We start from the raw sequence: 24,403 nt of genomic DNA, 5'->3' as shown, positions 1-24,403 counted from the left end.
AAGGAAAAACATCAGAGGGGCATTCCAACCCTGTTGGCAAAGCCCCTCATCCAGCCCCAGGCGTGTCTGAAGGTGTTGGCGATTCCATCGATGATACCGCCCTGGGTTCTCGCGTCGCCGTGGCGGGCTCTCATGGTGCCCATGGCAGCGCCTTTCATTCCAGCGCCGTGGTTAGGAACTGATATAAGTATCTCATCCACCTGCTCCTCTGGCAGCACCTGGGCGGTGTAGGTTATCCCCATGCCCTCAAGCTGGCCGGCGAAGGCCCTCAGGTGGTTCTCTGAGCCCCTCATGAGGTTCTCGTAAACCTGCTTGATGTCCTCGTTGTCGGTCTGGGCTATCCAGTCCTCTAGGTCCTTTATGTCGGTCTCCTCTATCAGCGCACCGACCTTAAGTGCGTCCTCCTGGCTTGCGCTTCCCATCTCAACCAGCTGGTCGTAGAGGGCCTGGAGCTCCTCGTTCTGGAAGACTCCAACCTGGTCGAGAGTTTCCGGAGCGGTTAGGTTGTATTTCTCTATCAGTGAAAGAACCGCGTCCATGTGGGTCTGTTCGCTCCTCGCTATGTTGCTGAACACCGGAAGGTCCCACTGCTCGTAAAGCGTCAGGTAAACGTCACGTGCGAGCTTCTCCTCCTCGGCCATGTACAGCAGGCCGTCTATCTCCTCCTGGCTGAGGTCGGAATAGTACGTCTCCATAGTGCTGTTAAGCATGGGTGCGGTTGTTCGACCGGCGTACGGGTTCTCTCCTGGAGTCCCGTGCCACGCTGCCACGCTCCCCAGTGTGAACCCCAGGGCAGCCAACACCAACAGGGCGATACCCCAAATCTTTTTCCTCATGTCTCTTCACCTCTCCATGTGTAAGTTCAATATTACATATGCACGCCTGGTTTATAAAGTTTTTGGTCGGGAAACGTTTTAAGTAAAAAAGGTCAGGCAGTAAGGGGGAGACCTGATGAACTGGGGAGAGATATCAGCCCTGCTGGCCGTAGTTATGGGCATTGTTTACCTTGTGGCTGAAGTCCGGCAGAAGCTATCCTATACTGGAAAAACCTCAAGGGTTTCTTGGATCTTCACGCTGGAGCTGGGCGCTTACCTCGTAACCCTTGGGGCACTAACCTTTCTTCTGAGACGGGGCAGAATCGACGCGGGCCTCTACGCCGCGGTGATATGGGCCTTCGCGCTGACCCTTCTCCCGATGTCCATCTACCTAATGGTGAAAAAAGAAACGACGGGCAGACCAACCTAAGCCCCAAACTTCTCGGAGCGGTTCATGAGGTCCATCATCACCGGCACGATATCGTGGCCCTTTATTCTGCCGAGGCCGCCGCGCATGCACTCCCTTTCGCCGAAGCTCTCGGTGTGGTCGGCCCTGACGCCACCACCCGCGATGAGAACCGGAACCGGATCGCCGCTGTGGTTCATAACCTCACAGGGCGTACTGTGGTCACCGGTGATGGCGATGACGACGTCTTCGAGATCGATGCTGTCGATAATGTAGCCGATCATCCTGTCGGCCTTCTCTATCATCTCGACCTTGAGCCTCGGGTTGTTATCGTGGCCCGCTGCATCGGTCGGCTTGAAGTGAAGGAACACGAAGTCGTAGTCATTGAGCAGCTCGACGACCTTCCTTGCCTTTGCCATCTCGTCGGTGTTGTATTCTCCGGTGGCCCCCTCTGGTGTGTATATGTCAAAGCCTATGGCCCTTGCGACGCCCTTGACGAGGGAAACCGCAACAACTGCCGCTGCCTTTACCTTCCACTGCTCGGTGAACTTCATAGGTATGTCCGGGTAGGTGCCGGCTCCGCGAACGAGGAGGTAGTTGGCCACGGGTTTGCCCTCTTTTCTGCGTTTCTCGTTCACCGGGTGCTTCTCAAGGACCTCGTGGGCCTGCTTGACGAACTCGTTGAGAATCTCGGCAACCTTTCTGCTCTCATCGTCCTCCCAGGTGAACTCGTGGGGCGGCTTTCCGGCCTCGTGCGGGTCGTTCTCGCCGACTTTATAGCCAGCCGCCATGCCCCTGAGGACTAGAACCGCCCTGTGGCCTGTAGCTCCTACAAAGATGAACTCAACCGGAAGCTTAACGTTCTCCTGGATGGCCTTCGCCAGCTCGTGGGCCTCTTCGGTGCTTATCCTTCCGGCGCGCCTGTCAGTTATAATACCGTTCTCGATGGTGGCGAAGTTAACTCTGAAGGCCAGGTCGTCCTCGTCGAGGTCGAGACCAACGCCAAGAGCCTCAAGGAAGCCCCTTCCACGGTAAACCTTGTAGGGGTCGTAGCCGAAGATGCTGAGGTGAGCCGTATCGCTGCCAGCCGGCTGGCCAGGCTTTATGGGGTCCTGCTGGCCAAGTATCCCAAACTTGGCGAGTCCATCCATGTTGGGCGTGTTTGCGTACTCAAGAGGGGTTTTTCCGCCTAGTTCTTTTATCGGCCTGTCCCCGAGGCCATCGAGGATTATGAGAAGTCCCTTCCTCTGCTTCATACCTATCACCTGGAGTGAGTAGAGAGATGGAGTTAAAAGCTTTGTTGGCCGGATTTGAACCGCTTCATCACCTTGAGTTTCAAAAAAGCTTTTAACCCCTCCCCCTTTCTCCCACTGGAGGTGAGGGAATGAAGATAATGTGGGCACCGTGGCGCATCGAGTACATACGCTCACCGAAGCACGACGGCTGCATATTCTGCGACTTCCCTAAGGAGAACCGCGACAGGGAGAGGCTCATCCTCTATCGCGGGAAGCACGCTTTTGTCATCATGAACAACTACCCCTACAACCCTGGCCACGTCATGATAGCACCTTACCGGCACGTCGGGAGGTGGGAAGACCTCACCGATGATGAGCTTCTTGAGATGATGCAGCTCTCCCAGCTCATGATAAAGGCCCTGAAGAGGACCATGAACCCCCACGGCTTCAACATGGGCGTGAACCTCGGCCGCGTTGCCGGAGCGGGCATAGACGACCACGTGCACCTCCACATAGTGCCGAGGTGGAACGGGGACACAAACTTCATGCCGGTGATAGCGGACACCAAGGTAATCCCCGAGTCTCTGGAAGAAGCCTACGAGGAACTCAAGGCGGCGATAGATGAAATAACCGGCGAGGGAGCGGCTAAAGCTCCCTGACCTTTATCTCAAACCTCTTTTCGAGGGGAAGTCCTCTGAACACCTCTCCATCGAGCTCCAGAACGGGAACGTCCGACTCTATGACGCTCCTTCTGCCGGAGGGACCCTCCACCACCAGCCTGACGAGCTTTCCTCCCCTGACCTCCGCGGACAGACGGGTGCCGTCCTCGGCCCTGCCCTCCAGAAGGAAGTCCCTCCCTTCCAGCTCCCAGGAAAAGCGCTTTATCAGGGCCGGCGCGGTTTCTGGTGTTACGTTCTCCACGACCCCCTCCTTCCCCTTTATCCTGGCAACGGGACAGCTTACCTGGGCACTGCAGAAGTCCCTAATGGCCTCGGCTATTCCTTTGGCAAAGGTCTCAAGAGGCTTGCCCATGAGAAGCTCGCCGAACCCGGACCAGCTGGCGGTAACTTTAAGCCTTTTTCCCTGCATCTCAAAGATTACCGTGAGCACACCCTTGTCCCCTGTGAAGGTATAGACCGCACTGTTCTTTCTGAAGCCCAGGGCAAGCTTGAACTCGTAACCGAAGTCGAAGATGAACCGGGGGACTTTGAATCTGACCGTATCACCGTGTAAGCTTTCGAAGTACGGGAAGAACGGAAGGGTCTTTTCCGGTTCGCTGAGAATTACCTGAAGGCTCTCCCATGAATGGGGCAATTCTACCTCATAGCTCCGGATTTTCATAATTACTCACCGAGGATTTGTGAAGAAAAGCTATGTAAAAAAGTTTCTTAAACCGTTGGTTTGGAACCCGTCAGGGCATTCCACCTCTCCCTTGTCCTCTTCCAGCAGCCGGGAGGCATGAGTTCACCCTCAGGGCAGTAGCCCAACTGCACGCACCGCGGCCCAAGCTTCGCCCACTTTATCACCGGCCTCAGCTCCTCGTTCTTGGCAATCTCCTCCAGCATCTTCCAGGCAACCTCACGAATCTCCCACTGGGCCCTTTCACAGGCACGGAGGCCGAAGAAGTGCTTCAGCTCGCGGAGGTTCATCGTGACGACTATCTTTGTCCTCACCGCCTGTGGAAGAATGAAGCGCGCATCCTCCTGGTGGACGCCTGCCTTGTAGCTTTCCTCGTAGAGCTTTATCGCTTCTTTCATGAGACACTTCCATTTCTCGTAGAGCTCTGGCCTCTGCTTCACGCCCTCCGGAATCACGAAGGTCTCCTCGACGTCTTCGGGATTTAGCACGATGTAGCGCTGGCTCTGTTGCGTATAGCTTGCGAGCCTGTGACGGACGAGCTGATGAGAACACACACGAGAACAGCCCTCAATCGCAAACGTCAGAACCGCGTGTTCTAGGATTGACTCGTGACCGTAGCCCAAAACCTTCGGCAGATGCATCTCGACGTCTTCTTTGTTCATCCGCCCGAACGCTTCCGTCTCCCATTCGTCCCAGTAGCTTATGAGGGCAGACCATGTGACGGTTTCCAGAGGCTTTTTTGTATAATTGACAAGGGTAACCCTAATCCCATCCCCCATTCGCGCCACCGAAGATAGAAGAGGCTCGGGTTTATTAGGTTTACCCGGAGGGGCGTCCTTCTTACCCGGGGCGAGAAGAGAAAAATTTCAAAATACAGGCAAAGAAAGTTCACGCGACAGGAAGGGGTTCTTCTCCGGGCTTCTCAAGCTTATCAGGCAGGGAGAAGAAGGCTATTATCTCCAGGATTGCTGCTATCAGTATCAGGAAGGCACCGATGACTACTATCATCAGTATCGCACCTATGATGTACAGCAGTGCCGCCGTGTGGAAGGTTCCAACCCCAGTCTCCTCTGAAATCATGTCGTAGCTCTGCTTCATGAACCAGGCCCCAACAATCATGAGTATTGCCGCAAGCAGGCCACCTACTCCCATCATGCCGAGGCCAATCCTAGGCGATCCATGAACCCCCATCCCTGTTATTGCCCCCCACCAGCTCGCCACGAAAACAAGGCTGGCCAGTATTCCGAGTATCGCGGCCCAGAGGTACTTGCTGAATATCTCCTCCCTCCCGGTGGCCTCGGCTATGTTCTTAACTGCCAGAAGCTTTAGAATGAAGCCCACGAAGCCAACTCCAACAAAGGTCAAGATGGCGCCGATGCCACCCATAAGCTTTGCATTCTTCAAATCCGTCACGCCAATCACCTCGACATTTATTGGATGGATTCTTTATAAAAGAGTTTCTACTCAAAACTGTAAAACTGCCGTCCCTTTTTCATCCGAAATGCATCGATGGAACTAAAAGGGTACCGATGCACATTACATTTGGAAAGTCCGCGTGCATTGATGCTCAAAAGATTTCAGTTAGCTACGATTTTTTCCGACGAAAGGGTTATTAAAAGGGAGCGCCAGCATTAATCGGTGATGCACATGGTGGTTAGCCTTGCTGGAAGGGACGTTCTCTGCCTTCAGGACTTTACGAGGGAGGAGATTGAAACTATTCTCAAAACCGCCGAGATGATGAAGATATGGAACAAGATAGGAAAGCCGCACCGCGTCCTTGAGGGGAAGACGCTGGCCATGATCTTCCAGAAGCCCTCCACCAGGACGAGGATTTCCTTCGAGGTCGGCATATACCAGCTCGGCGGCTACGGCCTCTACCTCAACGCGAACGACCTACAGCTGAGGAGGGGCGAGACGATAGCAGACACGGCGAGGGTTCTTAGCAGATACGTTGATGGGATAATGGCGAGGGTTTACGCCCACAGGGACGTTGAGGACCTAGCAAAGTACGCGAGCGTCCCGGTCATCAACGGTCTGTCTGACTTTTCTCACCCGTGCCAGGCTTTAGCGGACTACCAGACCATTCTCGAGAAGAAGGGCCGCATAGCCGGCCTCAAGGTCGTCTACGTCGGAGATGGAAACAACGTGGCACACTCACTCATGATAGCCGGAACCAAGCTTGGAGCGAACGTTGTCGTTGCAACTCCAGAGGGCTACGAGCCGGACAAGAAGGTCATCAAGTGGGCAGAGCAGAACGCGGCCGAGAGCGGTGGCAGCTTCGAGCTCCTCCACGACCCGGTTCAGGCGGTTAAAGATGCGGACGTCATCTACACCGACGTCTGGGCGTCAATGGGTCAGGAGGCCGAGGCCGAGGAGAGGAGGAAGATATTCCAGCCGTTCCAGGTGAACAAGGAACTAGTCAAGCACGCCAAGCCGGACTACATCTTCATGCACTGCCTCCCGGCCCACCGCGGTGAAGAAGTTACGGACGACGTCGTTGACTCCCCGAACAGCGTCGTCTTCGATGAAGCGGAGAACAGGCTCCACGCCCAGAAAGCTGTTATGGCCCTTGTCATGGGCGGGATAAAGGTCTGATTCCATTCTATTTTTCCTGTTTTGAAGTTCAGCAAAGAAACCCTTATAAACAAAGAAACTTACTCTAAAGTATGATACTCGTGAGTAAGTTTATTGACCGGGAGTCAGAGCTTGAGTTCCTGCGTGAAAGATACCACTCTGAAAGGCCCGAGCTGATAATCCTCTACGGACGGAGGAGGATAGGAAAAACATACATCCTTCAGAAGTTCCTTTCCGAAGTTGATGGGGTCTATCTGCTCGCCGAGGAGAGCGAGACCATCCTCGACGACTTCTCCGAAAGGCTCGCCGAGTATTTCAAAGACCCGTTCCTCAGGGAGAATCCACTTCAGAACTGGAGGGCTTTCTTCACTTATCTCGCGGGAAAAAGCTCTGAAAGGCTCGTCGTGGTGATAGATGAGGTTCAATATATAGCGAAAGCCCAAAGGGACTTTCTCAGCGTCCTTCAAAAGTACTGGGATATGCATCTCTCTAATACAAAGATAATGCTGATACTCTGCGGTTCGCTGGTTTCGTTCATGGAGGGCGTTCTTTCAGCAAAGTCACCGATATACGGAAGAAGAACCGGAGCGTGGAAAGTTGAGGAAATGGACTTTTTCAACGTAAGGAAGTTCCACCCCCTAAGCACCGAGGAGGCCGTCCACGTCTATTCCGTCTTTGGAGGAGTCCCACAGTACTGGGCTGATTACAATCCAGAGCTTGACTTCTGGGACAATCTAAGAGTTCTTCTGCTGTCGAAGGGTGCAAAATACTATGATGAGCCAAAATACCTTCTTAAACAGGAGCTGAGGGATGTTTCGAGGTACTTCTCCATACTGAGGGCGATAGCACTCGGCTACAACCGCTTCGGCCAGATAGCCGACAGAGCTAAGGTTGACCTTAACTCGCTCGGCAAGTACCTCAACGTCCTTGAGGAGATGGGATACATAAGCGAGGAAAAGCCCCTCGTGGGACGGGGAAGGGGCATCTACAAAATAACCGACAGGCTCTTCAACTTCTGGTTCCGCTTCGTCTATCCGAGGAAAAGCGAGATCGAGATGGGCTTTGATGTTGTTGGAGACATCAAGCCCAAGTTTAATGAATACCTTGGCTTCGTTTTCGAGGAAATAGCGAGGCAGTTCTTAGTTGAGCTCAACAGGGCTGAAAAGATACCCTTCAGGTTCACGAGGATTGGAAGGTGGTGGCATAAAGGGGAGGAGATTGACATTGTGGCGCTGAATGAGAGGGAGAAAAAAGTTCTCTTCGTGGAAGTGAAGTGGAAAGACCTTAGCGGGAGGGAGGCGAGAGAAATCCTGAAGGATCTGGAGCGGAAGGCCGGGCTTGTCGGTCTCGATGACTGGGAGAAGGGCTACGGTCTCGTGGCGAAGGAGGTTGAAGGAAAGGAAGAGCTGATGGATGACGGCTGGATGGTTTGGGACCTGAGGGACTTTCAGGGAACCTGAAAAAAGAAACGGTTTTATACTTCTGGGCCGAAACATTTACGGGCCCAGCGGGGTCGGTGGTAATGACATGAGACTGATGAAGAAGGAGCCGAGGAAGGTAAAGATCAGGGAGAAGAAGGGGCTGTTCGGGCCGGTAAAGGAGTGGGAAGCGGAGTACGTGGTGGTGAGGGATCCGGAAAGCAAATACAAAAGAATGAGTGATGGAATCGCGGTGGCTGCCGTCCGGGGCCTGGACCTACCGAGCGGCACAATTACTGCCATAACACACACACACTGGTGGGAACACGCGATAAGGGAAAAAACGAATAGGAATGAGTACAGGCGCGTATATCTCGTGCTCGAGGGGGGCGAAGACATACCGCCGTGGAGGATATGGGACTACCACAGGAAACTGGAACTGCTGAGGGCAACGATCGGGCTTGCCACGTTCGCCGCCACGTATAAGCACAGGGAAACCGGCATATTCGGCAGGTTCGTGCACGATCCAGACCCGCACCACGTCACGGGGCGGGCGCTCACGAAGGTGGCGAAGAAGAAGGTGCACGCAATACCCGGCGACGTGAATGACGAAGAAGCGGCAAGACATATCAAAAGACGTCCGGAGCCGAATGCATACGTCATACCGGAGCCGGACGAACTCTTCGAGAACGAGGAAAACGTGGAAAAACTTGCGGAGGCATTAAAAAACGAGTTCTACCACGCATACAAGATCCTCATACCGAAGGAGGACATCGCCTACGCATTAAAAAAATCCTACGAGATCGTGAAGAAATTTGCAGACAAGGAGAGTTTCAAGGAGATCATGCAGGCAAGCCCCAGCGAAAAGGGCGTCATGAAGCACCCCGCATACCACGAGCTCATCAGGTTCCTCGAAGACTTCACCGGAGCCAAAAGGAAAGTGAAGCGCCCGAAGGCAGTCCAGGGGAAGAAGGGGAAGGACGGGAAGGAAAGCGGCGGCTCGCTGACGGTGGACGTCCTGACGATGCTCCAGGCACTAAAGCTCCTCAACTACGGCGAAGATGCCGTGAACAACGCGGTTAAAGACCTTGAGAAGAAGATCAGGAAGATAACGGAGCTCGATTATCCGACGCCCGAGGACGTTTACAGGCTCGGCCTGTACTACCTCGCGCTGTCCTACATAAGGGAGGGGAAGTTTGAAAAAGCTGAGGACGTCTTCAGGGGGCTTTAGCGCACAAGCGCCTCAATGTCTTCCAGGTCCATCATGCCCTCCCCTTTTTCATCGATTTTCCTGGCGATGAGCAGGAACCTCTTTTTGCCCCCAAAGCGCTCCGCCTTCTTTTCCAAATCTCCAAGAATCCTCTCTGCCTCCCGTCTCCTCAGCCTGCCCCACTTCACCTCGACGAATAACAGGCCGTCATCGAGCTCAAGGATTGCGTCTATTTCCTCCCCTTTGTGCCACCACCTTGCGACCCTTCTCTGCCCGAAGTCGAGTATCTTCATCTTAAGCATTTCCCTTATCAGTCTCTCAAACATTCTTCCGTAGTAGGCGTTAAGGTCTTTCTCAACCCTGACCCAGACCTCATCGACCAGCCCCAGCTCCAAGTCGGCCAGATTTGGATAGACAAAGCGGAACCAGAAGTTGAAGAAGTTGTCCTTGATGTAGTAGCGTCCCCTCTTTCTCTTTCCATAGGGAAGCTCGTAGCCAACTATGCCGAGCCTTTCAAGCGTGTCGAGGTATCTTGAAAGGTTTCCCCTGTTAAGTCCCGTGAAATTAACCAGCTCTCCGAGGGTTTCGTACCCGAGGGAGATGCCCTTGAGGATGAGCTTGTAAACCCTCGGCTCCCTCAACTCCTCTCTCAGGAGAAACTCCGGCTCCTCGTAGAGAACTTCTCCCTTTTTCAAGACCTTCTCCCTTATAGCCCCCTCCACGCTCAAATCTTTCACCATATCGAGGTAGAAGGGAACACCGCCGAAGACCGCATAGGTTTTTACAAGCTCCTCCATGCCCCTGTCGGGAAGCATCTCCGCTATCGCCCTTATGTCGAAGGGCTCTACCTTCCACTGCCCAGTCCTTCGCCCATAAAGCGGGCTTCTGTATTCCATAACCCTCTCCATCATCCCGATGGAGGAGCCGCAGAGGACAAGGAAAATCCCGGTATCCCTGAGATGCTCGTCCCAGACCTTTTGGAGAACGCTCAGAATCCCTGGTTTAAGGCTCATGAGATACTGGAACTCGTCCAGAACTACGGCTACCCTTTCGTTTTTCAGCTCATCCGCAAGGTAACGGAAGAGCTTTCCAAAATCCTCTACCTCCTTGAAGTATTCCCTCCCCGTCAGCTCCGCGAACTTTTCAGCCAGTCCTTTAACGTTCTCACCCATTGAGTCAGCGGTGGCCAAAAAGTAAACGCCCCCCTTATCCTTCAAGAACTCCTTCAGGAGCATTGTCTTTCCAACCCTTCTTCGCCCGTAGATGATTATGAGCTGGGCGCTCTTCTCCTTCCACTTTCTTTCGAGGAACTCCAGCTCCCGTTCCCTGTCCACGAACATGAGACCACCGTTAAAATGATGTTGGCAAAGTATAATAATCTTTCTACAGCATTTTCCATGAGGGCAAGCGTGCAGAACAGCAATTTATAAATGGCTGTCCAGTATATTGGACAAGATTTATAAATGATGAGGGAGTACTGGTACCCATGAGGGAGGATTTGGCCAAGGTTTTGGTGGAGTGGCAGGAAACCTGGACGCCCGAGCTCGTCGAGAGGGACTTTGATGTCTCCCTGATACCGGATAAACCGAAAAAGGTTGTAACCTTTGCCGGCTGTCGGAGGTCAGGCAAAACGTACCTGATGTTCCAGCTCATCAACGAGCTGTCAAAAAAAGCTCCAAGGGAGGAAATATTCTACATCAACTTTGAAGATGAAAGGCTCGAAAAGAGAACCGAAACTCTAACGGAGCTCATACCAACGATAGAGGAGCTCTACGGGAAAAAGGACAGGCTGTACCTCTTTCTGGACGAGATACAGAACATTCCGGGCTGGGACTCGTGGGTGAGGAGAGTCCATGATTCGAGGAGAGACGTGAGGCTTTTCTTAAGCGGCTCATCCTCAAAGCTCTCCAGCAGAGAAATCCCCACCTCACTCAGGGGCAGGGCTCTGACGTTCGAGGTTTTTCCCCTGAGCTTCCGGGAGTTCCTGAGGTTCAATGGTTTTGAGGTGCCGGAGAATTTAGATTTCAGCCCAAAAAAGCCAGCCTTGCTCAACCTGCTGAGGGAGTACCTCCTCTATGGAGGCTTTCCGGAGGTCGTTCTGACCAGCGACGTGAGGGTCAAGGGGTTAATCGTCCGGGACTACTTCAACACGGTAATAGCCCTCGATGTCGTGGAGAGGTACTCAATCAGGAATCCGGAAGAGCTCAGAACCTTCATCCGACTTCTCCTTAACTCCGAGTACGTAAGCCTGAGTAAAACCGCCAAAACAATGAGGAGCATGGGCTACTCAATATCCAAATCAACGCTCGCCAGCTACATGAGGTACCTTGAGGAGTGCTACTTTGCATTTCCCCTTGAGGTGTATTCCCCCAAGGTGAGGCTCAGGATGCAGCACCCCAGAAAGATATACTTCGTTGATACGTCCTTTTTGACGTTTCTGAGCGTGAAGTTCAGCGAGAACATGGGGAGGCTTATGGAAAACGCCGTTTTCATCGAGCTCCTCCGGAGGAGAAAGGAAGTTAATTATGCCCTCGGGAAGAACTGGGAGGTTGATTTCGTCCTGCCTGAAGAGGAGACGCTGATCCAGGTGAGCTACGATATCAGCGGAGAAGAAACGTTTAAGCGTGAGGTGAACGCTCTCAGAAAAGCTTCGAGAGAATTCGGCTTTAAAAACGCCCTGCTGATTACGTGGGACGTGGCGGGCAGGGTAAAAGGGAAGGGCATTATCATAGATATGATACCCCTGTGGAGGTTTTTAATGGGTTCCACCTGAGCCGGCAGACAACCGTTTTATATGTTTTTAACCTACAGTCTGTGAGGGGTGAAAAATGGCGCCTATAGCAGAGATGGGATGGGGAGAATTTGAGTACGAGGTGCCGAAGGGGTGGTTCGGAAAGGAGAAGAAAAAACTGAAGTATGTGGAGTATAAACCAGCTTTTTCAGACATAATAGGTTCGAAAATACTAGCAAAGGCAATAAAGGAGAGTTTAGATCTGGATCTCGATGGGCGGATTTCCATAGATGCTGCCCTAACACACACACAGGTCAGAGATGGTAGATCCTCCCATCCCTGTGGTGAAGAACCCAAAACTGCACGAGCCGTCTGACTACGAGCGAATGAAGGGAGGGTTCTACGAAGCAGGGAAGTGGTCGACCTTCCTCCACCTGCTAGTAACGCCAATAATTGCAAAGTACGGGTTTGGGAAGATACGTGATCTCGATTACAGGGAAAAATTTATAAAGGCACTAAAGGAAGCGTTGAGCAGGGTGAAGATCGCGGACACGAAGGCATATTTACATAACGCAAGTTTAAAACCGGAAAGAGTAGACGATCTAAAAGATGGTTTCCTCCTCCCACCGCTGGAAGAGGTTCTCCAGGACCCCAAGAAAAGGAACGAGTTTGTGAGTTGGCTGCGGGTAGCACTCAGAGATGTAGGGGTAAGAACATACGAGGAGGAGATCGACAAAATGATTGATAGGGTATATCCGCTTGCTATGAAGATACACGACAAGTTCGTTAGCGGGTGGGGCGGCTTCGATGAATGGGGCAACCCAATAACCACTGTAACGAGCGAGGAAGTAAAGAAGTGGGAAGAGTTCGAGGAGTACCTGAAAATACTCCAAGAATTCGCTGGTGTTAAACTGAAGCAACCGGAACCGACCATTGCTCAGAAGAGGGCACAGCCAGTTGAGAGAATACAGACGAAGGAAAGAACTATTGGAACATCCACAGACCTCCCCAGTGCGAAGCTTGAAGTCCTTTCCATGCTCCAGGCCCTGAAGCTCCTTAACTACAGCGAAGAGGCGGTAAACAACGCCATGATGGACTTCAAGAGGAAGATTACGGACATCATAGAGCTCGAAAACCCCACGTTGGAAGACCTCTGCAGACTCGGCATGTACTACCTTGCGCTGTCCTACATAAAGGAAGGGAAGTTCGAAAAAGCGGAGAAAGCCTTAAGGCACCTCTGAGTTTTCCCGCCTTCTCCACAGCCCTTCACTATATCTGAGCCCTCAGGAAGTGCCGTTTTATGAGAGCGCATCCCCACAAAACGCCCATTTTATGAAAGCAGGCTTTCATAAACGGTACAATTTATGAAAGTGCACTTTCATAAAATGGGCGTTTTGTGAAAGTATGCTTTCACAAAACAAAGAACCTTTTAAACCCCTCCCCCAACTCCCCACCATGCTGGAAAAGTTGTTTTCCCTCGGCTACTCGAAGACCTTCGCGGAGCGCTATTATGAACTCTGGGGCGAGAGGGCTTTAAGCATAGCCGAGGCGATGGAAAAGCCCCTGCCGAGGTGCTTCCGCATAAATACCCTTCGCATCGAAGTTCCAAGGCTCACCAAACTCCTCAACAAGAAGGGCTTTCAGTTTAAGAGGATTCACTGGGCGAGGGAGGGCTTCTGCCTGACGAGGGAACCCTTCTCGATAACCTCAACGCCCGAGTACCTCAGCGGTCTCCTCTACATTCAGGAGGCCAGCTCGATGTATCCACCGGTGGCACTCGAACCGAAGCCCGGCGAGGTCGTTGCCGACATGGCGGCGGCACCGGGAGGTAAAGCTTCTTACCTCGCCCAGCTGATGGAGAACGAGGGCATCATCTACGCCTTCGACGTTGGCGAAGATAGGCTGAGGGAAACCCGCCTGAACCTCTCAAGGCTTGGAGTCACAAATACGGTGCTCTTCCACAAATCGTCGCTCCACATAGATGAACTCGGCGTCGAGTTCGACAGAATACTCCTCGATGCCCCCTGTACTGGTTCGGGGACGATACACAAGAACCCGGAGCGGAAGTCCAACAGAACGATGGAGGATGTAAAGTTCTGCCAGGGACTGCAGATGAGGCTCATTGAGAAGGGCCTAAGCGTGCTCAAAAGGGGTGGAACCCTCGTCTACTCCACCTGCTCCCTTGAGCCAGAGGAGAACGAGTTCGTGATCCAGTGGGTTCTTGATAACTTCGACGTTGAGCTTTTGCCCCTTCGCTACGGCGAGCCGGCTCTAACGATGCCCTTTGGAGTCGAGCTGAGCGATGAGATAAGAAAGGCGAGGCGCTTCTACCCCGACAAGCACGGCACGAGCGGCTTCTTCGTGGCAAAGATTAAAAAGCTTTGATTGGCCTCCAGATCATTCCTTCGATTCTGCCGCAAGCCTCTCTTCGAGTTCCCTAAGCCTCTTCAAAACGTCCCCGCTGAGGTTCTTCGCCAGCTCTTCCCGAGCTTTTTTGGCCAGCTCGAACTTGGAATCGTACTTCCCGAGGGCGGTCCAGTGAATCTTCTTGCCCTCTACGAAGACGTCGATGTCGCAGAGCCTCTTGTAGCCGACGTACTCGATGCCCTTCAGCAGGAACTTAACGCGCACCGGGTCTTCCCACGTCAGGAGCTTGAGCTTGTAAACCGGAACGCGCATGAACGGCCTCGGGTAGTCCCAGTCCCAGCCCTCGCCAACGACGAAGCCGAGGTCGAGGTCTTCTATGACCATCATCAGCCTCTCTATGTTCTCATCGTAGTGCTTTTCCGTATCGTAGATTTTGATGGTAATTTCCTTCCACTCGGGCATCAGCCGGAGGAGGAGTATTGGGGCGTCGATGCTCAGCTCACGGTAGACGTTGAGAAAATCCCTGTGTATAAGAACTGCTCCTTCGATCTCTTCGGGTCCGATAGGGGAGTTGAGTTTTCTCCTCGTCACGCCTATTATCGTGTCCCCCGCTTCACCCTCGTCGAAGGCGGTTCGTATGTCCATGATCTCCCCACCGTACTTCTGGGCGAGAAGTTCAAGCCCCTCCTGAACCCTGTCCGGAACCCTCATGAGGATCAGCGTGCTCTCCACGTGGACCTTTTCCACCGGGAGCTTTCTGTTCACGACGGTGCTCAGAACGACCGGTGCGTGACAGCTCAAAAGGAATGCCGTTTCGGGCGGGATGGTTTCCTTCTCCCACTCATCGGTGACGAAGACTATCGTCTCGAACTCGCTGCTGTTCCTTATGGCCTCATCGGTAGGCATCTCCTCAACACCAAAGACCTGGGAGATTGCCGCTTTGACGGCCTCCCCCCTGGGCGTTCGGAGGAAGATTATGGACGGACCAAACCGGAGAACCTTCATCACATACCCCTCCACAGCTTATAACCCCTATCGAAATCAGTCCCCCCGGGATACTTAACGCGGTAGGTCTTCCCGCTCGGCAGAAGGACGAAGTTAACGCCGAGAACGCCATTTAGGCCCCTCTCGATGAGCTTGAAGTTATGGCCATAGAGCTTAAAATCCGCATCGAGCTCAAGGACGTCCCTCCAGGTGTGGCCGAGGGCGAACCTCTTCCCCCCTATCTCCACGACCGTCCCGGGATCGACAACGGCCTTCCCAAAGAACTCCCTGACCAGCTCCTGGTCGTCCTCGTTTCCCGGAACGACGTAGAGTTTCACCCCGTAGCCCTTGAGGATATGGGCGAGCTTCCTTATTGCGCCCTGGTAGCGGGGTCTGAGCTCGGGCCGTCTCTCCAGCTTTACGTTGTCGGCCAGGTCGCCGGTATGGATGACGTAATCGGGTCGGGTTTTTTCTATGAGCTCGCCGATGAAGCGGTAGACACTCTCGGGAGTGTCGCTTACGTGCATGACCTTGGTCTCATCGGAGGAAGCGAGCACTTCAAGGACCCTTTTCCGAAAGATAGGCAGTTTAAACGGCATTGGAGAGACTAGGAGCAGGGCTTATATATACCTTCCCACAACTCCCATGGGGTGTTGATATGAAGGTTCTAGTTCTCGGTGCCGGAAACGTTGGGAAAGCTATAGCCTGGGATTTGAGGGACGAGTTCGACGTTCACGTGGGAGACGTCAGTGAGGAGAGGCTGAAAGCTGTCTCCGAATTCGCCACGCCTCTGAAAGTTGACGCGTCCAGCTTTGATTCCCTCGTTGAGGTTATGAAGGGCTTCGAGCTTGTAGTGGGTGCCCTGCCAGGGAGGTTCGGCTATCAGTCGGTTAGGGCCGCAATAAAGGCTGGCGTTGACATGGTGGATGTTTCCTTCATGCCGGAGAACCCGCTGGAACTTCGAGATGAAGCCGAGAAGGTCCAGGTGACGGTCATCTTTGATGCGGGCTTTGCTCCTGGACTGAGCCACATCCTGATGGGCAGGATATGGAACGAGATTGACGAGCTGAGGGAGGGCTACATCTACGTTGGCGGCCTTCCGAAGGAGCCGAGGCCACCACTCTATTACAGAATTACATGGTCACCTAAAGATTTAATTGAGGAATACACGAGGCCGGCGCGCGTGATAAGGGACGGCGAGGTTACCTCCGTTGACCCCTTCGAGGAAATCCGGGAGATAACCGTGGGGGACTTCGAGTTCGAGGCCTTCGTGAGCGATGGCCTGCGCTCTTTATTGGAGAGCGTTAGGGCGGAGAAGCTTGAGGAGTGGACGCTCCGCTGGCCGGGCCACCTGGAGAAGATGAAGGTCCTGAGGGAGCTCGGCTTCTTTAAACCCGAGCACGTTGACAATACGCTCGACGTTATAGCGCCCCTCATGACCTACGAGAGTCCGGACTTCTCGATAATGCAGGTGGTCGGAAGGGGAACGCTGGACGGAGAGGAGAAGGAGATAGGCTACCTCCTGTACGACGAGGAGAAAGAGGGCTTCACCTCGATGGCCCGCGTCACTGGGTTCACCGCGGCGATAATAGCGCGCCTCGTGGCCGAGAAGGGCTGCATCTTTGGGGTTATTCCCCCTGAGATACTTGGGATGAGGATAGACACCTTCACGCGCATAACCGAGGAGCTCGCCGAAAGGGGAATAAAGATCGAGAGGTGGGAGAATGCTCCACCTGGTGATAGCCGAGGCCGAACTTGAGCTGGCGCCCAAAAGCATAGTGGATCATCCCGCGATAGTTAACCACGCAAAGCGCAGGGGCAAAAAGCCCGAGGAAATCCTCCTCGATGCAACCTACCACCACTCGGCCATCAAAAAGCTCCCGGACGGGGAGAGACGGGGAAGGCCGGATATAGTCCACGTCTGCCTCCTCAACGCCCTTGAGAGCATAGCCAACAAAGAAAACCTGCTGAGGGTTTACGTCCACACGAGGAACGACGAGGTGATATACATTAAGCCAGAAACCCGGATTCCGAGGAACTACAACCGCTTCATTGGCCTGATGGAGAGCCTCTTCAAGAACCGTGCGGTTCCGAGGGACCTGGAACTGCTCCGCATTGAGGAGAAATCCCTCGGTGAGCTCGTGGAGGAGTTAAACCCCGACGGGGTATTCGTGATGCATGAAGATGGGGAGAGCATAAAGCCGGGGAATTTCGGGAAAGTCCTCTCAGGGCTCCAAAACCCACTCGTAGTTGTCGGGGGCTTTCCTCACGGCGACTTCAGAAGCAAAATTCCTGGGAAGAAAATAAGTCTTTACAAAGAACCGTTGATGGCATGGACAGTTGTGAACGAGATAATCGTCAATTTTGAGCATTGGAGCCTCTAAATTGAGTAGAAAGATTACACAATGTTTTTATATTGGTTCTCCTTTATTTTCCCCGGATTTCGTCCGGATACAACGCCTGCTGAACATCCAGGGGGTGTGAATCGATGAGAAAAATAAGCTTCCTGATGGCGTTTTTGATAACCGGGTATATCCTCGGAATCTGGAACTTCCTGGTTCTGCCCAAGTACTATATAAACTTCGGACTGAAGGGATTCCTGATATCGCTGATACCGATGCTCGTAGCGCTGTTCCTGATATACAGTGAGGCGGAGAGCACCAAACGCACCAGATACCTGATATACGAGCTGTTCTTCAAGATATCGCGCACCCCGGCGCTGATATTCGTGCTTATCATGTTCCTGCTCGTGATCCTAGGAATAACAACCTACTACTCCTCGTACAGTCTCATATACATCTTTGGCATCGGGCCCAAGTACGTCCCGGCCATCGCCTTTGGAACAATACTCCTCTCTGTGATCCTTCTCCTACTCGCCAAGGGCAAGACCCTCGAGGTTATCTCGGTGCTCTCGGTGCTCTTCGTGCTCTTCGCAATCCTCTCAGCCATCATAGTCAGAAACCAGGCCCTCAGTGCCGTTACCGCGCCGCAGGCCGTCCACTACATGAACAACGCAGTTTCGGCGATAACTTCCTTCGACCAGCCGCTTTCCATCAAGGGAATCCTCTACATGCTCATATCGGTCCTGGTTTCCTTTGGACTCGGTGCGGGCGTTTACTACGTGGTCGGGAGCTTCACCCCGGAGGAACTTGACCTCAAAAAGGTTCTCGCTGCTGTTTTCGTCCTCCAGATAATACTCAGCTTCGCGGCAGCTTTCACCGTCGCCTATTCCCTCGGCGCGGCATATCAGGGATTCGGAAAGGCATTCCACAACCCCAATATCCCCGCGGAGGAGTCCATGAAGCTCTACCTCGGCTTCCAGAACCTCAAGGAGTACGCTACCAATAGTGAGAAGAGCCCGATGGACTCGATTGAAGTGTTCTACTCGATTCCCTACGTGCTCAGGGGCAATATCGCCAACGCCGACAGGTTGATATACCTGCTCATGCTGTCGCTCTACTTCGCCGGATTGACCACCATCATAGTCCTCATCGAGATGGGCAGTCAGATACTCTCCGAGGTCATGCAGCTCGGGAGGAGCAAGAGCCTGACGCTGGTGGCATTCCTCGGCCTTGTGCTCTCCGCAACAATGGTCGTAAGCGACATCAGAACCATGTTCGTCGTTGTCCCCTTCAGCGTCGGTGCCCTCATAGCGGCGGTGGAGGCCTACCCGCTCCTCTCGGGAGAGCTTGCACACAACAAAGGGATCGTTGGGAGCATAATCGTATTGCTCTTCCTGGCGGGCATTGTGAGCCTCTACTTCACCTTCAGGGCCCCAGGAACACCGATCAAGATCGGGGCACTGCTCGGTCTCGTCCTCTTCGTGCCGGTGCTCATGAACAGCATGCTGATGAAGACCCGCCGCTGAACTTTTTCCATTTTCAAAAATTTTTTAAAGACCCTTCCCAATCGGTTTTAGAACGCTTATGGGAGGTCTGAAAAATGGGAGACAAGACCAAGGTTCAGGTTAGCAAGCTCAAGCCGGGAAGGTACATCCTTATCGACGGCGAGCCCTGCAGGATAGGCAACATAACCGTTTCCTCGCCTGGCAAGCACGGCTCCGCCAAGGCCAGGATCGAGGCCGTTGGAATCTTCGACGGCAAGGTCAGGAGCATCGTCAAGCCCACCAGCGCCGAGGTTGACGTTCCGATCATTGACAAGAGAACTGCCCAGATCATCGCCATGACCCCTGACACCGTCCAGATTATGGACATGGAGACCTACGAGCTCTACGATGTCCCGATCGAGGGCGGCGTCGCCGACGAGATCAAGGACCAGCTCAAGGAAGGAATAAACGTCGAGTACTGGGAGACCCTCGGCAGGATCAAGATAATGAAGCTCAAGGGCGAGTGAGCTTTTCTCTTCTATTTCCCGCAACCTTTTAAGAGGACGCTCCAATTCTCAGCGGAGGTGCGACTATGGACTTCCTGTACACCTACGAGACACTCAAGCTGGAGTTCCCTCTCGTTGAGCCGGAGGAAGCACGGTTTGCAATCATGGGAATTCCCTTCGATGGAACGACCAGCTTCAAGCCCGGCGCGAGGTTCGGGCCGACCCTCATCAGGCACGCAACGCTCAACCTAGAGAGCTACATCATTGACTACGGCGTTGACATAGCAGAACTCCCTATAGCGGACATAGGGGACGTTGCCGTTGTCGCCGGCGACCCTAGGAAGACCGCGGACAGAGTGAGGGAGACCATCAAGGAGCTCAAGCGCGTCAATCCCGACGTTATCCCGATACTCCTGGGCGGCGAGCACTCCCAGACACTGGGTGCGGTTGAGGCGCTCAACCCAAAAAGCTACGTCGTCTTCGATGCCCACCTCGACCTGCGCGAGAGTTACGAGGACAACCCCTACAACCACGCCTGTGTGGGGAGGAGAATAAGCGAACTGGGAGTCAGGGAAGCCATGTTTGGAATACGGAGCGGTACGAGGGAGGAAGTCGAGTACGCGGAGAGGGAGGGTATAGCGTGGGTGCACGCGAGGGACTACGACTTTGATGCATTCGTTGAGCTGGTGAAGCCTCTCCCGGAGCCTATCTACCTCTCGGTTGACATAGACGCGTTTGACCTCTCACTGGTTCCCTCAACGGGGACTCCTGAGGCCGGTGGTTTAGGGTTCTGGGACGTTATCGAGGCCGTTGAGTGGCTCGTGGAGAACAAGAGGATAGCCGGTTTTGATATAATGGAAGTGGCTGGAAGCGAACTCGGGGATATAACCGCCCTAACCGCGGCGAAGCTTCTATTTTACTTCATAGGTGCCGCTGGAAGGGTGTACTGAAGGTTTTATTCCTTTAAACCGGAAAGCACAAAATATTTAAGCCATAACGTAGATCATACATTAAGGGGTTCACAATGAAGCAAGAAATCCCAATTTTCTCAAGAACAAGACACGTAAAACACTACTTAGCCTATCACTTCGCCTGGATACCGAAATACCGGAGGGACATTCTCACTGGAGAAGTCGCCGAAAGGCTCAAACAAATGCTCAAAGAGTACGCCGAGGAAATCGACTGTGAGGTTATTGCCCTAGAAGTAATGCCCGACCACGTTCACGTTTTCCTCAGGGCAAAGCCAAACCTTTCACCAGCCAAAATAATTAACCACCTGAAGGGCAAGACAGCAAGAAAACTCCTCCAAGAATTTCCAGAATTAAGAACAAAGACAACCAACGGTCGCTTATGGTCACGCTCCTATTTTGTCACTACAGTTGGCTACGTGACGGACGAGATTGTTAAGCACTACGTTGAAACCCAATGGGAGCGTGAGTTAAAACGAAAAGGGCGGTAACGGTTAAACTCCAGCCGAGCAAGGAGCAGGCAAAAACACTCTCCGAGTTAGCAGACTTAGGAGCAAAAGTCTGGAACCGGGTAAATTATTTGAGAAGACAACAATTCTTCGAGGACAAAATCGTGGACTTTAATAAAACTGAAAAGACAGTTTATGAAGAGTTCAAGCGGGAAATTGGTTCTGCTACCGTCCAACAAATCTGCCGGAAGAACGCAGAAGCGTGGCGTTCATTCTTCTCCTTCCTTCGGAAGAAGCGGAACGATGAACTCCCCTCTTGGCTAAAACCGAAACCACCAAACTACCTCAAAGAATATGGAAAGAGAAAACCCTTAATCGTCCTCAGGAACGACCAATACACAATTGATGGAAACAAGCTCATTCTCAAAGGCCTTGGTAAATTCAAACGCCTTGAAATCCAGTTCAAGGGTAGAATACACTTGAAGGGCAAGCAAGGACGCTTAGAAATCACTTACGACTCGGTAAAGCGGAAGTGGTATGCTCATCTAAGCCTCACGGTAGAGGAAAAACTCGAAGGTGGAGAATGGGTTCCACTCCCGAAAACTCCTAAAGGAAGTCTCTCCGCGGGAATTGACTTGGGAGTGAACAATTTGATGGCTGTTTACGTTGAAAACGGCGAAAGCTTCCTCGTGAACGGAAGGCCGTTGAAGAGCATTGATTTTTACTGGAGGAAGAAGATTGCCGATTACCAGTCGAAACTCAACAAGTCTGGAGCCAAAACGAGCAAGAAGTTAAAAAGAATGCACGAGAAGGCCAAGCTTCAGGCCAGGCATTACATTAACACTGCAGTCAGGCAAACGGTTAGAAGGCTTTACAATTTGGGTGTTTCTAAGATTGTCGTCGGTTATCTCAAGGGCATCAGTAGAAACTCTGAGAAGGGCAAAAAGCAGAATTTCCTCCTCTCTCACGTGTGGCGGTTCAATACTGTCATCAAGCGCTTAACCGAGGTTGCTGAGGAGTATGGTATTGTTGTTGAAGTCGTGAATGAGGCTTTTACTTCGAAAACTTGTCCCGTTTGCGGGAAGCCCCACGATGGGGCTCGCTTTGTTCGTGGATTGTTTAAGTGTCCCGCAACGGGGCTTGTTTTCAATGCAGACTTGGTTGGTGCCTTCAACATTTTGAAGAAGGCAATAAAAACCATAACCCCGAGCCTGCCGGGCTTGACGGTGGGTAGGGGTAACTGGCCTAAGACCGGGCCAGAGGGGTTCGAAGAACCCATTTTAAGGGTTGCACTGATGAGAACCCCTCAAACCTCCCCGCCTTTAGGTTAAGGGGGTTCCCCGGTGTCAGGGCGAGGAGGAGGTCGGCTGTTCTGGCTGGGAGAGTGCATCAACGGAAGCCTCACCAAACCCCAAGGGGGCATTCTCTAGGGGCTTCTTCATGGAGTACGGGTACTCCCTCCTGCCAACCAACAGTATTCCTGTCACGAATCCGAGAATCTCCATGACAACATCTTGGGCCTTGTTCCTTAGACTCTCGTGAAGCCAAGGCATCTCTGGCTGGAGGGCAACCTCCATGAGCTCCCACAAGACGCCCACTAAAACAAGGGCAAACAGGCTTATGGACACAATTTTCAGCGAGCTCCACTGGAGGTTGTACGTCCTCGACGATTCCAAGACCACCTCGTTGAATATAACCCACGTGACAAGACCTCCCAGGTAGTGACTGGGTATATCTGCGGCCTTCCAGAACTGGTTGTAGAGGTCAAGATGGAGAAAAGGGACGTTGAGAAACGTTATATGGGCGGCCATGAATATGGAAAAGAGGGTATAGATGCCGTCGTTGTAGAAGGGGCTTACCCATGGCCATATCTTTCGGCTTGGCTTGGGATAAACCCATCTGACAAAGCTGGGTACAAAGAGTGAGACGAAGCCAGTCGCGGCGGCATAGATTTGATCCGTTTTTCCGTAACTTAGAGCGCTGATCAGGCCAAGAAAAACGATGACCCTGGCACCCATTATCACTCCTTTCTCCCACGCCCGCATTCAAACCACCAAAGTCCACCCCACGGAATTTCATAATCCGTCGGGCTTTATATACTTGCCGGCCAAAAATAGACCATATCCGAACTAAAAAGAGCCTAAACAAGAACCATTTTGGTGGTAAGTGTTGAAGGGAGACCTAAGAAGGAGGTTTGTAACCAGCCCGCTTCATCTCCCTCTCGATGCTCCTCACCTCGAGCAGTTCTCTTCTGAGTACCGGAACCCAGAGGGTCTCCACGAGAACCGTAACAAGAACGGTGATTATGGTGACGCTGAGGATTATTTCTCCCCACTGAATCAGGTCAGGGTTGTTGTACGTAATTCCGAGCGTCAGAGGGAGGCTGGCCAGGGCCGCAGGAACTACACCTCTCGGGCCCTCAAGCGATATGAAGAGGTACTCCTTGAAGGGGCGCCATTTCAGTATCGGGAGTGAAGCCATTGGCCTGGCTACCAGCATCAGGACGAACGCTATGATAACGCCCTGCACGATGTGGCCCTTTATTATCTCCGGGTTCAGGCTCGCTCCTAAGAGGGTGAAGATGAATATCGTGAATATTGCCGAAAGGCTCTCGTTGAAGTGAACCTCCCTCTCAACCGCCCTCATAACCCTCTTGACCACGGGAATGTCATCCCTGAAGAAAACCTTGTGGTTGCCCAGAACTATGCCCGTAACCGTCACCACCAGATAGCCAGAGGCCTGAACCAGCTCTCCCAGGAGAAAACCCCCAAATGCCATCACGAGGGAAAATATTACTATCTCAGGAAAGTCCTCCACCTCGGTCCGTTTAAGAATGCCATATCCAACGACTCCGAGGACGATTCCGATCAGTATCGATGCACCCATCTGGTACAGGAAGAAAACGACGGCCGCTGGGTAGAGGCCGATATAGCCCGCTATGGTCTCCAGAAACCTTGCGCTGGACGCCTCTGGAACCAGCATCGCAACTGCAACGGATGTGAGGACTATGCCGAGGGGATCGTTGAAGATTGACTCAGTCACGATTATGGTCTCGATGTCTTCGCGGACACGGTACTGTCTGAACAGCGGGATGAGGGTTGCAGGGTCAGTGGCGGCTACGATCGCCCCGAAGAGGAACCCGACGATGAATGGTACATGGAAGAGCCACGAGAAGATTCCGCCGATGATGAGCGCGGTGATGAGGAGTCCCAAGGTATCCAGGGTCAGTATCGTCTTTGAGTTTCTCTTCAACATCTTCCAGCTGAGTGTGTGGCCCTCCGTGAAGAGTATCATCACCAGGCCAAAGACACGAACGTAGTTGAACAGCTCGTTGGCGAGCCCCCTGTTCAAGAGACCAAGAACAGGACCGACTAGTATGCCGAGGAACATGAAGAGGGGAATGTATGACACGTTAAACCTCTTGCTCACGAGAAGGGAAACCAGCCCCACGGCTAGAACGACGAAGAATACATAGACCATCAGATCAACGGTTGGAACCAGGACATTCGATGCACCCGTTACAGACATTGCTATTCCTCCAATTGAGTTTGCCCT

25 protein-coding genes and 1 pseudogene are annotated in these 24,403 nt (G+C 52.9%); 16 read left to right on the top strand and 10 right to left on the bottom strand.

Translation table 11 applies throughout. From position 1 onward, the window contains the following. Positions 1-11: 11 nt before the first annotated feature. Positions 12-836: a DUF2202 domain-containing protein gene (locus tag E3E25_RS03670; protein WP_167891859.1), complete on the bottom strand. Its 825-nt coding sequence runs from the start codon at positions 834-836 to the stop codon at positions 12-14. A 115-nt stretch (positions 837-951) separates the two neighbouring features. Here E3E25_RS03670 and E3E25_RS03665 point away from each other — a divergent pair, with 115 nt between their 5' ends. Further along, positions 952-1,245 carry a hypothetical protein gene (locus tag E3E25_RS03665; RefSeq protein ID WP_167891858.1) on the top strand — a complete coding sequence of 98 codons (294 nt, stop codon included), beginning with the start codon at positions 952-954 and terminating at the stop codon, positions 1,243-1,245. On the opposite strand, the gene E3E25_RS03660 is transcribed toward E3E25_RS03665, so the two are convergent. After that, on the bottom strand, positions 1,242-2,477 hold the full coding sequence (locus E3E25_RS03660; protein ID WP_167892655.1) for a 2,3-bisphosphoglycerate-independent phosphoglycerate mutase: 1,236 nt from the start codon (positions 2,475-2,477) through the stop codon (positions 1,242-1,244). The genes E3E25_RS03665 and E3E25_RS03660 overlap by 4 nt on opposite strands. A 128-nt stretch (positions 2,478-2,605) precedes the next feature. Between E3E25_RS03660 and E3E25_RS03655 the strand changes: the two genes are divergently transcribed. Beyond that, the gene (locus E3E25_RS03655; protein WP_167891857.1) at positions 2,606-3,115 is read left to right on the top strand and encodes an HIT domain-containing protein; all 510 of its coding nucleotides are present in this window, start codon (positions 2,606-2,608) and stop codon (positions 3,113-3,115) included. Here the strand turns inward: E3E25_RS03655 and E3E25_RS03650 are convergent. The 3 genes from E3E25_RS03650 to E3E25_RS03640 form a co-directional block, all read right to left on the bottom strand. Continuing rightward, on the bottom strand, positions 3,102-3,797 hold the full coding sequence (locus E3E25_RS03650) for a hypothetical protein (RefSeq protein WP_167891856.1): 696 nt from the start codon (positions 3,795-3,797) through the stop codon (positions 3,102-3,104). The two genes, E3E25_RS03655 and E3E25_RS03650, sit on opposite strands and share 14 nt — an antisense overlap. Before the next feature lie 47 nt (positions 3,798-3,844). Next, a complete protein-coding gene (gene thyX, locus E3E25_RS03645) occupies positions 3,845-4,594 on the bottom strand; it encodes an FAD-dependent thymidylate synthase (RefSeq protein WP_167892654.1) in 750 nt (249 codons plus the stop codon). Positions 4,595-4,703: 109 nt separating this feature from the next. Then, positions 4,704-5,228 (bottom strand): DUF996 domain-containing protein, encoded by a 525-nt coding sequence (locus tag E3E25_RS03640; RefSeq protein ID WP_167892653.1) that lies wholly within the window; start codon positions 5,226-5,228, stop codon positions 4,704-4,706. Positions 5,229-5,462: 234 nt separating this feature from the next. Here E3E25_RS03640 and argF point away from each other — a divergent pair, with 234 nt between their 5' ends. The 3 genes from argF to E3E25_RS03625 all read left to right on the top strand — a co-directional run bounded on the left by argF (position 5,463) and on the right by E3E25_RS03625 (position 9,038). After that, entirely contained in the window at positions 5,463-6,410 is a 948-nt protein-coding gene (argF, locus tag E3E25_RS03635; protein ID WP_167892652.1) for an ornithine carbamoyltransferase, read from the top strand. A 71-nt stretch (positions 6,411-6,481) separates the two neighbouring features. After that, the gene (locus E3E25_RS03630) at positions 6,482-7,849 is read left to right on the top strand and encodes an ATP-binding protein (RefSeq protein WP_167891855.1); all 1,368 of its coding nucleotides are present in this window, start codon (positions 6,482-6,484) and stop codon (positions 7,847-7,849) included. A 67-nt stretch (positions 7,850-7,916) separates the two neighbouring features. Next, the gene (locus tag E3E25_RS03625) at positions 7,917-9,038 is read left to right on the top strand and encodes a hypothetical protein (RefSeq protein ID WP_167891854.1); all 1,122 of its coding nucleotides are present in this window, start codon (positions 7,917-7,919) and stop codon (positions 9,036-9,038) included. Here E3E25_RS03625 and E3E25_RS03620 read toward each other — a convergent pair. After that, a complete protein-coding gene (locus tag E3E25_RS03620; RefSeq protein WP_167891853.1) occupies positions 9,035-10,357 on the bottom strand; it encodes an ATP-binding protein in 1,323 nt (440 codons plus the stop codon). The genes E3E25_RS03625 and E3E25_RS03620 overlap by 4 nt on opposite strands. 146 nt (positions 10,358-10,503) lie before the next feature. Between E3E25_RS03620 and E3E25_RS03615 the strand changes: the two genes are divergently transcribed. The 4 genes from E3E25_RS03615 to E3E25_RS03600 all read left to right on the top strand — a co-directional run bounded on the left by E3E25_RS03615 (position 10,504) and on the right by E3E25_RS03600 (position 14,133). After that, positions 10,504-11,790, top strand: coding sequence for an ATP-binding protein (locus tag E3E25_RS03615; RefSeq protein WP_167891852.1), 1,287 nt, complete (start codon positions 10,504-10,506; stop codon positions 11,788-11,790). 55 nt (positions 11,791-11,845) lie between these two features. Beyond that, a complete protein-coding gene (locus tag E3E25_RS03610; RefSeq protein ID WP_167891851.1) occupies positions 11,846-12,124 on the top strand; it encodes a hypothetical protein in 279 nt (92 codons plus the stop codon). Continuing rightward, on the top strand, positions 12,069-12,989 hold the full coding sequence (locus tag E3E25_RS03605) for a hypothetical protein (protein ID WP_167891850.1): 921 nt from the start codon (positions 12,069-12,071) through the stop codon (positions 12,987-12,989). Before E3E25_RS03610 ends, E3E25_RS03605 begins: the two co-directional genes overlap by 56 nt. Positions 12,990-13,203: 214 nt before the next feature. Then, positions 13,204-14,133, top strand: coding sequence for an RsmB/NOP family class I SAM-dependent RNA methyltransferase (locus E3E25_RS03600; protein ID WP_167891849.1), 930 nt, complete (start codon positions 13,204-13,206; stop codon positions 14,131-14,133). A 12-nt stretch (positions 14,134-14,145) separates the two neighbouring features. Here E3E25_RS03600 and E3E25_RS03595 read toward each other — a convergent pair whose 3' ends face one another. Further along, positions 14,146-15,120, bottom strand: coding sequence for a hypothetical protein (locus E3E25_RS03595; protein WP_167891848.1), 975 nt, complete (start codon positions 15,118-15,120; stop codon positions 14,146-14,148). Beyond that, positions 15,120-15,698, bottom strand: a complete 579-nt coding sequence (locus E3E25_RS03590; RefSeq protein WP_167891847.1) for a metallophosphoesterase — start codon at positions 15,696-15,698, stop codon at positions 15,120-15,122. Before E3E25_RS03590 ends, E3E25_RS03595 begins: the two co-directional genes overlap by 1 nt. Before the next feature lie 59 nt (positions 15,699-15,757). Here E3E25_RS03590 and E3E25_RS03585 point away from each other — a divergent pair, with 59 nt between their 5' ends. The 7 genes and pseudogenes from E3E25_RS03585 to E3E25_RS03555 form a co-directional block, all read left to right on the top strand. Further along, a complete protein-coding gene (locus E3E25_RS03585; protein WP_167891846.1) occupies positions 15,758-16,858 on the top strand; it encodes a saccharopine dehydrogenase family protein in 1,101 nt (366 codons plus the stop codon). Further along, positions 16,824-17,483 carry a 16S rRNA methyltransferase gene (locus E3E25_RS03580; RefSeq protein ID WP_167891845.1) on the top strand — a complete coding sequence of 220 codons (660 nt, stop codon included), beginning with the start codon at positions 16,824-16,826 and terminating at the stop codon, positions 17,481-17,483. The genes E3E25_RS03585 and E3E25_RS03580 overlap by 35 nt, the downstream gene beginning before the upstream one ends. 104 nt (positions 17,484-17,587) lie before the next feature. Beyond that, positions 17,588-18,967 carry a sodium-dependent transporter gene (locus tag E3E25_RS03575; RefSeq protein WP_167891844.1) on the top strand — a complete coding sequence of 460 codons (1,380 nt, stop codon included), beginning with the start codon at positions 17,588-17,590 and terminating at the stop codon, positions 18,965-18,967. Between the two features lie 74 nt (positions 18,968-19,041). Then, the gene (locus E3E25_RS03570) at positions 19,042-19,452 is read left to right on the top strand and encodes a translation initiation factor IF-5A (RefSeq protein WP_088180153.1); all 411 of its coding nucleotides are present in this window, start codon (positions 19,042-19,044) and stop codon (positions 19,450-19,452) included. A 65-nt stretch (positions 19,453-19,517) separates the two neighbouring features. Next, positions 19,518-20,381: an agmatinase gene (gene speB / locus E3E25_RS03565; protein ID WP_167891843.1), complete on the top strand. Its 864-nt coding sequence runs from the start codon at positions 19,518-19,520 to the stop codon at positions 20,379-20,381. 74 nt (positions 20,382-20,455) lie between these two features. Beyond that, positions 20,456-20,890 (top strand): IS200/IS605 family transposase, encoded by a 435-nt coding sequence (tnpA, locus tag E3E25_RS03560; RefSeq protein ID WP_167891842.1) that lies wholly within the window; start codon positions 20,456-20,458, stop codon positions 20,888-20,890. Continuing rightward, a pseudogene (locus E3E25_RS03555) lies at positions 20,878-22,179 on the top strand (RNA-guided endonuclease InsQ/TnpB family protein); the annotation flags it as partial. The gene tnpA and the pseudogene E3E25_RS03555, both read left to right, overlap by 13 nt. A gap of 15 nt (positions 22,180-22,194) precedes the next feature. Here the strand turns inward: E3E25_RS03555 and E3E25_RS03550 are convergent. Together E3E25_RS03550 and E3E25_RS03545 are read right to left on the bottom strand one after the other, a co-directional pair. Then, positions 22,195-22,893 (bottom strand): hypothetical protein, encoded by a 699-nt coding sequence (locus tag E3E25_RS03550; RefSeq protein ID WP_167891840.1) that lies wholly within the window; start codon positions 22,891-22,893, stop codon positions 22,195-22,197. Between the two features lie 136 nt (positions 22,894-23,029). Continuing rightward, positions 23,030-24,376: a sodium:proton antiporter gene (locus E3E25_RS03545; RefSeq protein WP_167891839.1), complete on the bottom strand. Its 1,347-nt coding sequence runs from the start codon at positions 24,374-24,376 to the stop codon at positions 23,030-23,032. Positions 24,377-24,403 lie beyond the last annotated feature (27 nt).

The sequence above is a fragment of the Thermococcus sp. MAR1 genome (assembly GCF_012027305.1).
Taxonomy (GTDB): Archaea; Methanobacteriota_B; Thermococci; order Thermococcales; family Thermococcaceae; genus Thermococcus.
This window is presented reverse-complemented; position numbering and strand designations above follow the sequence as displayed.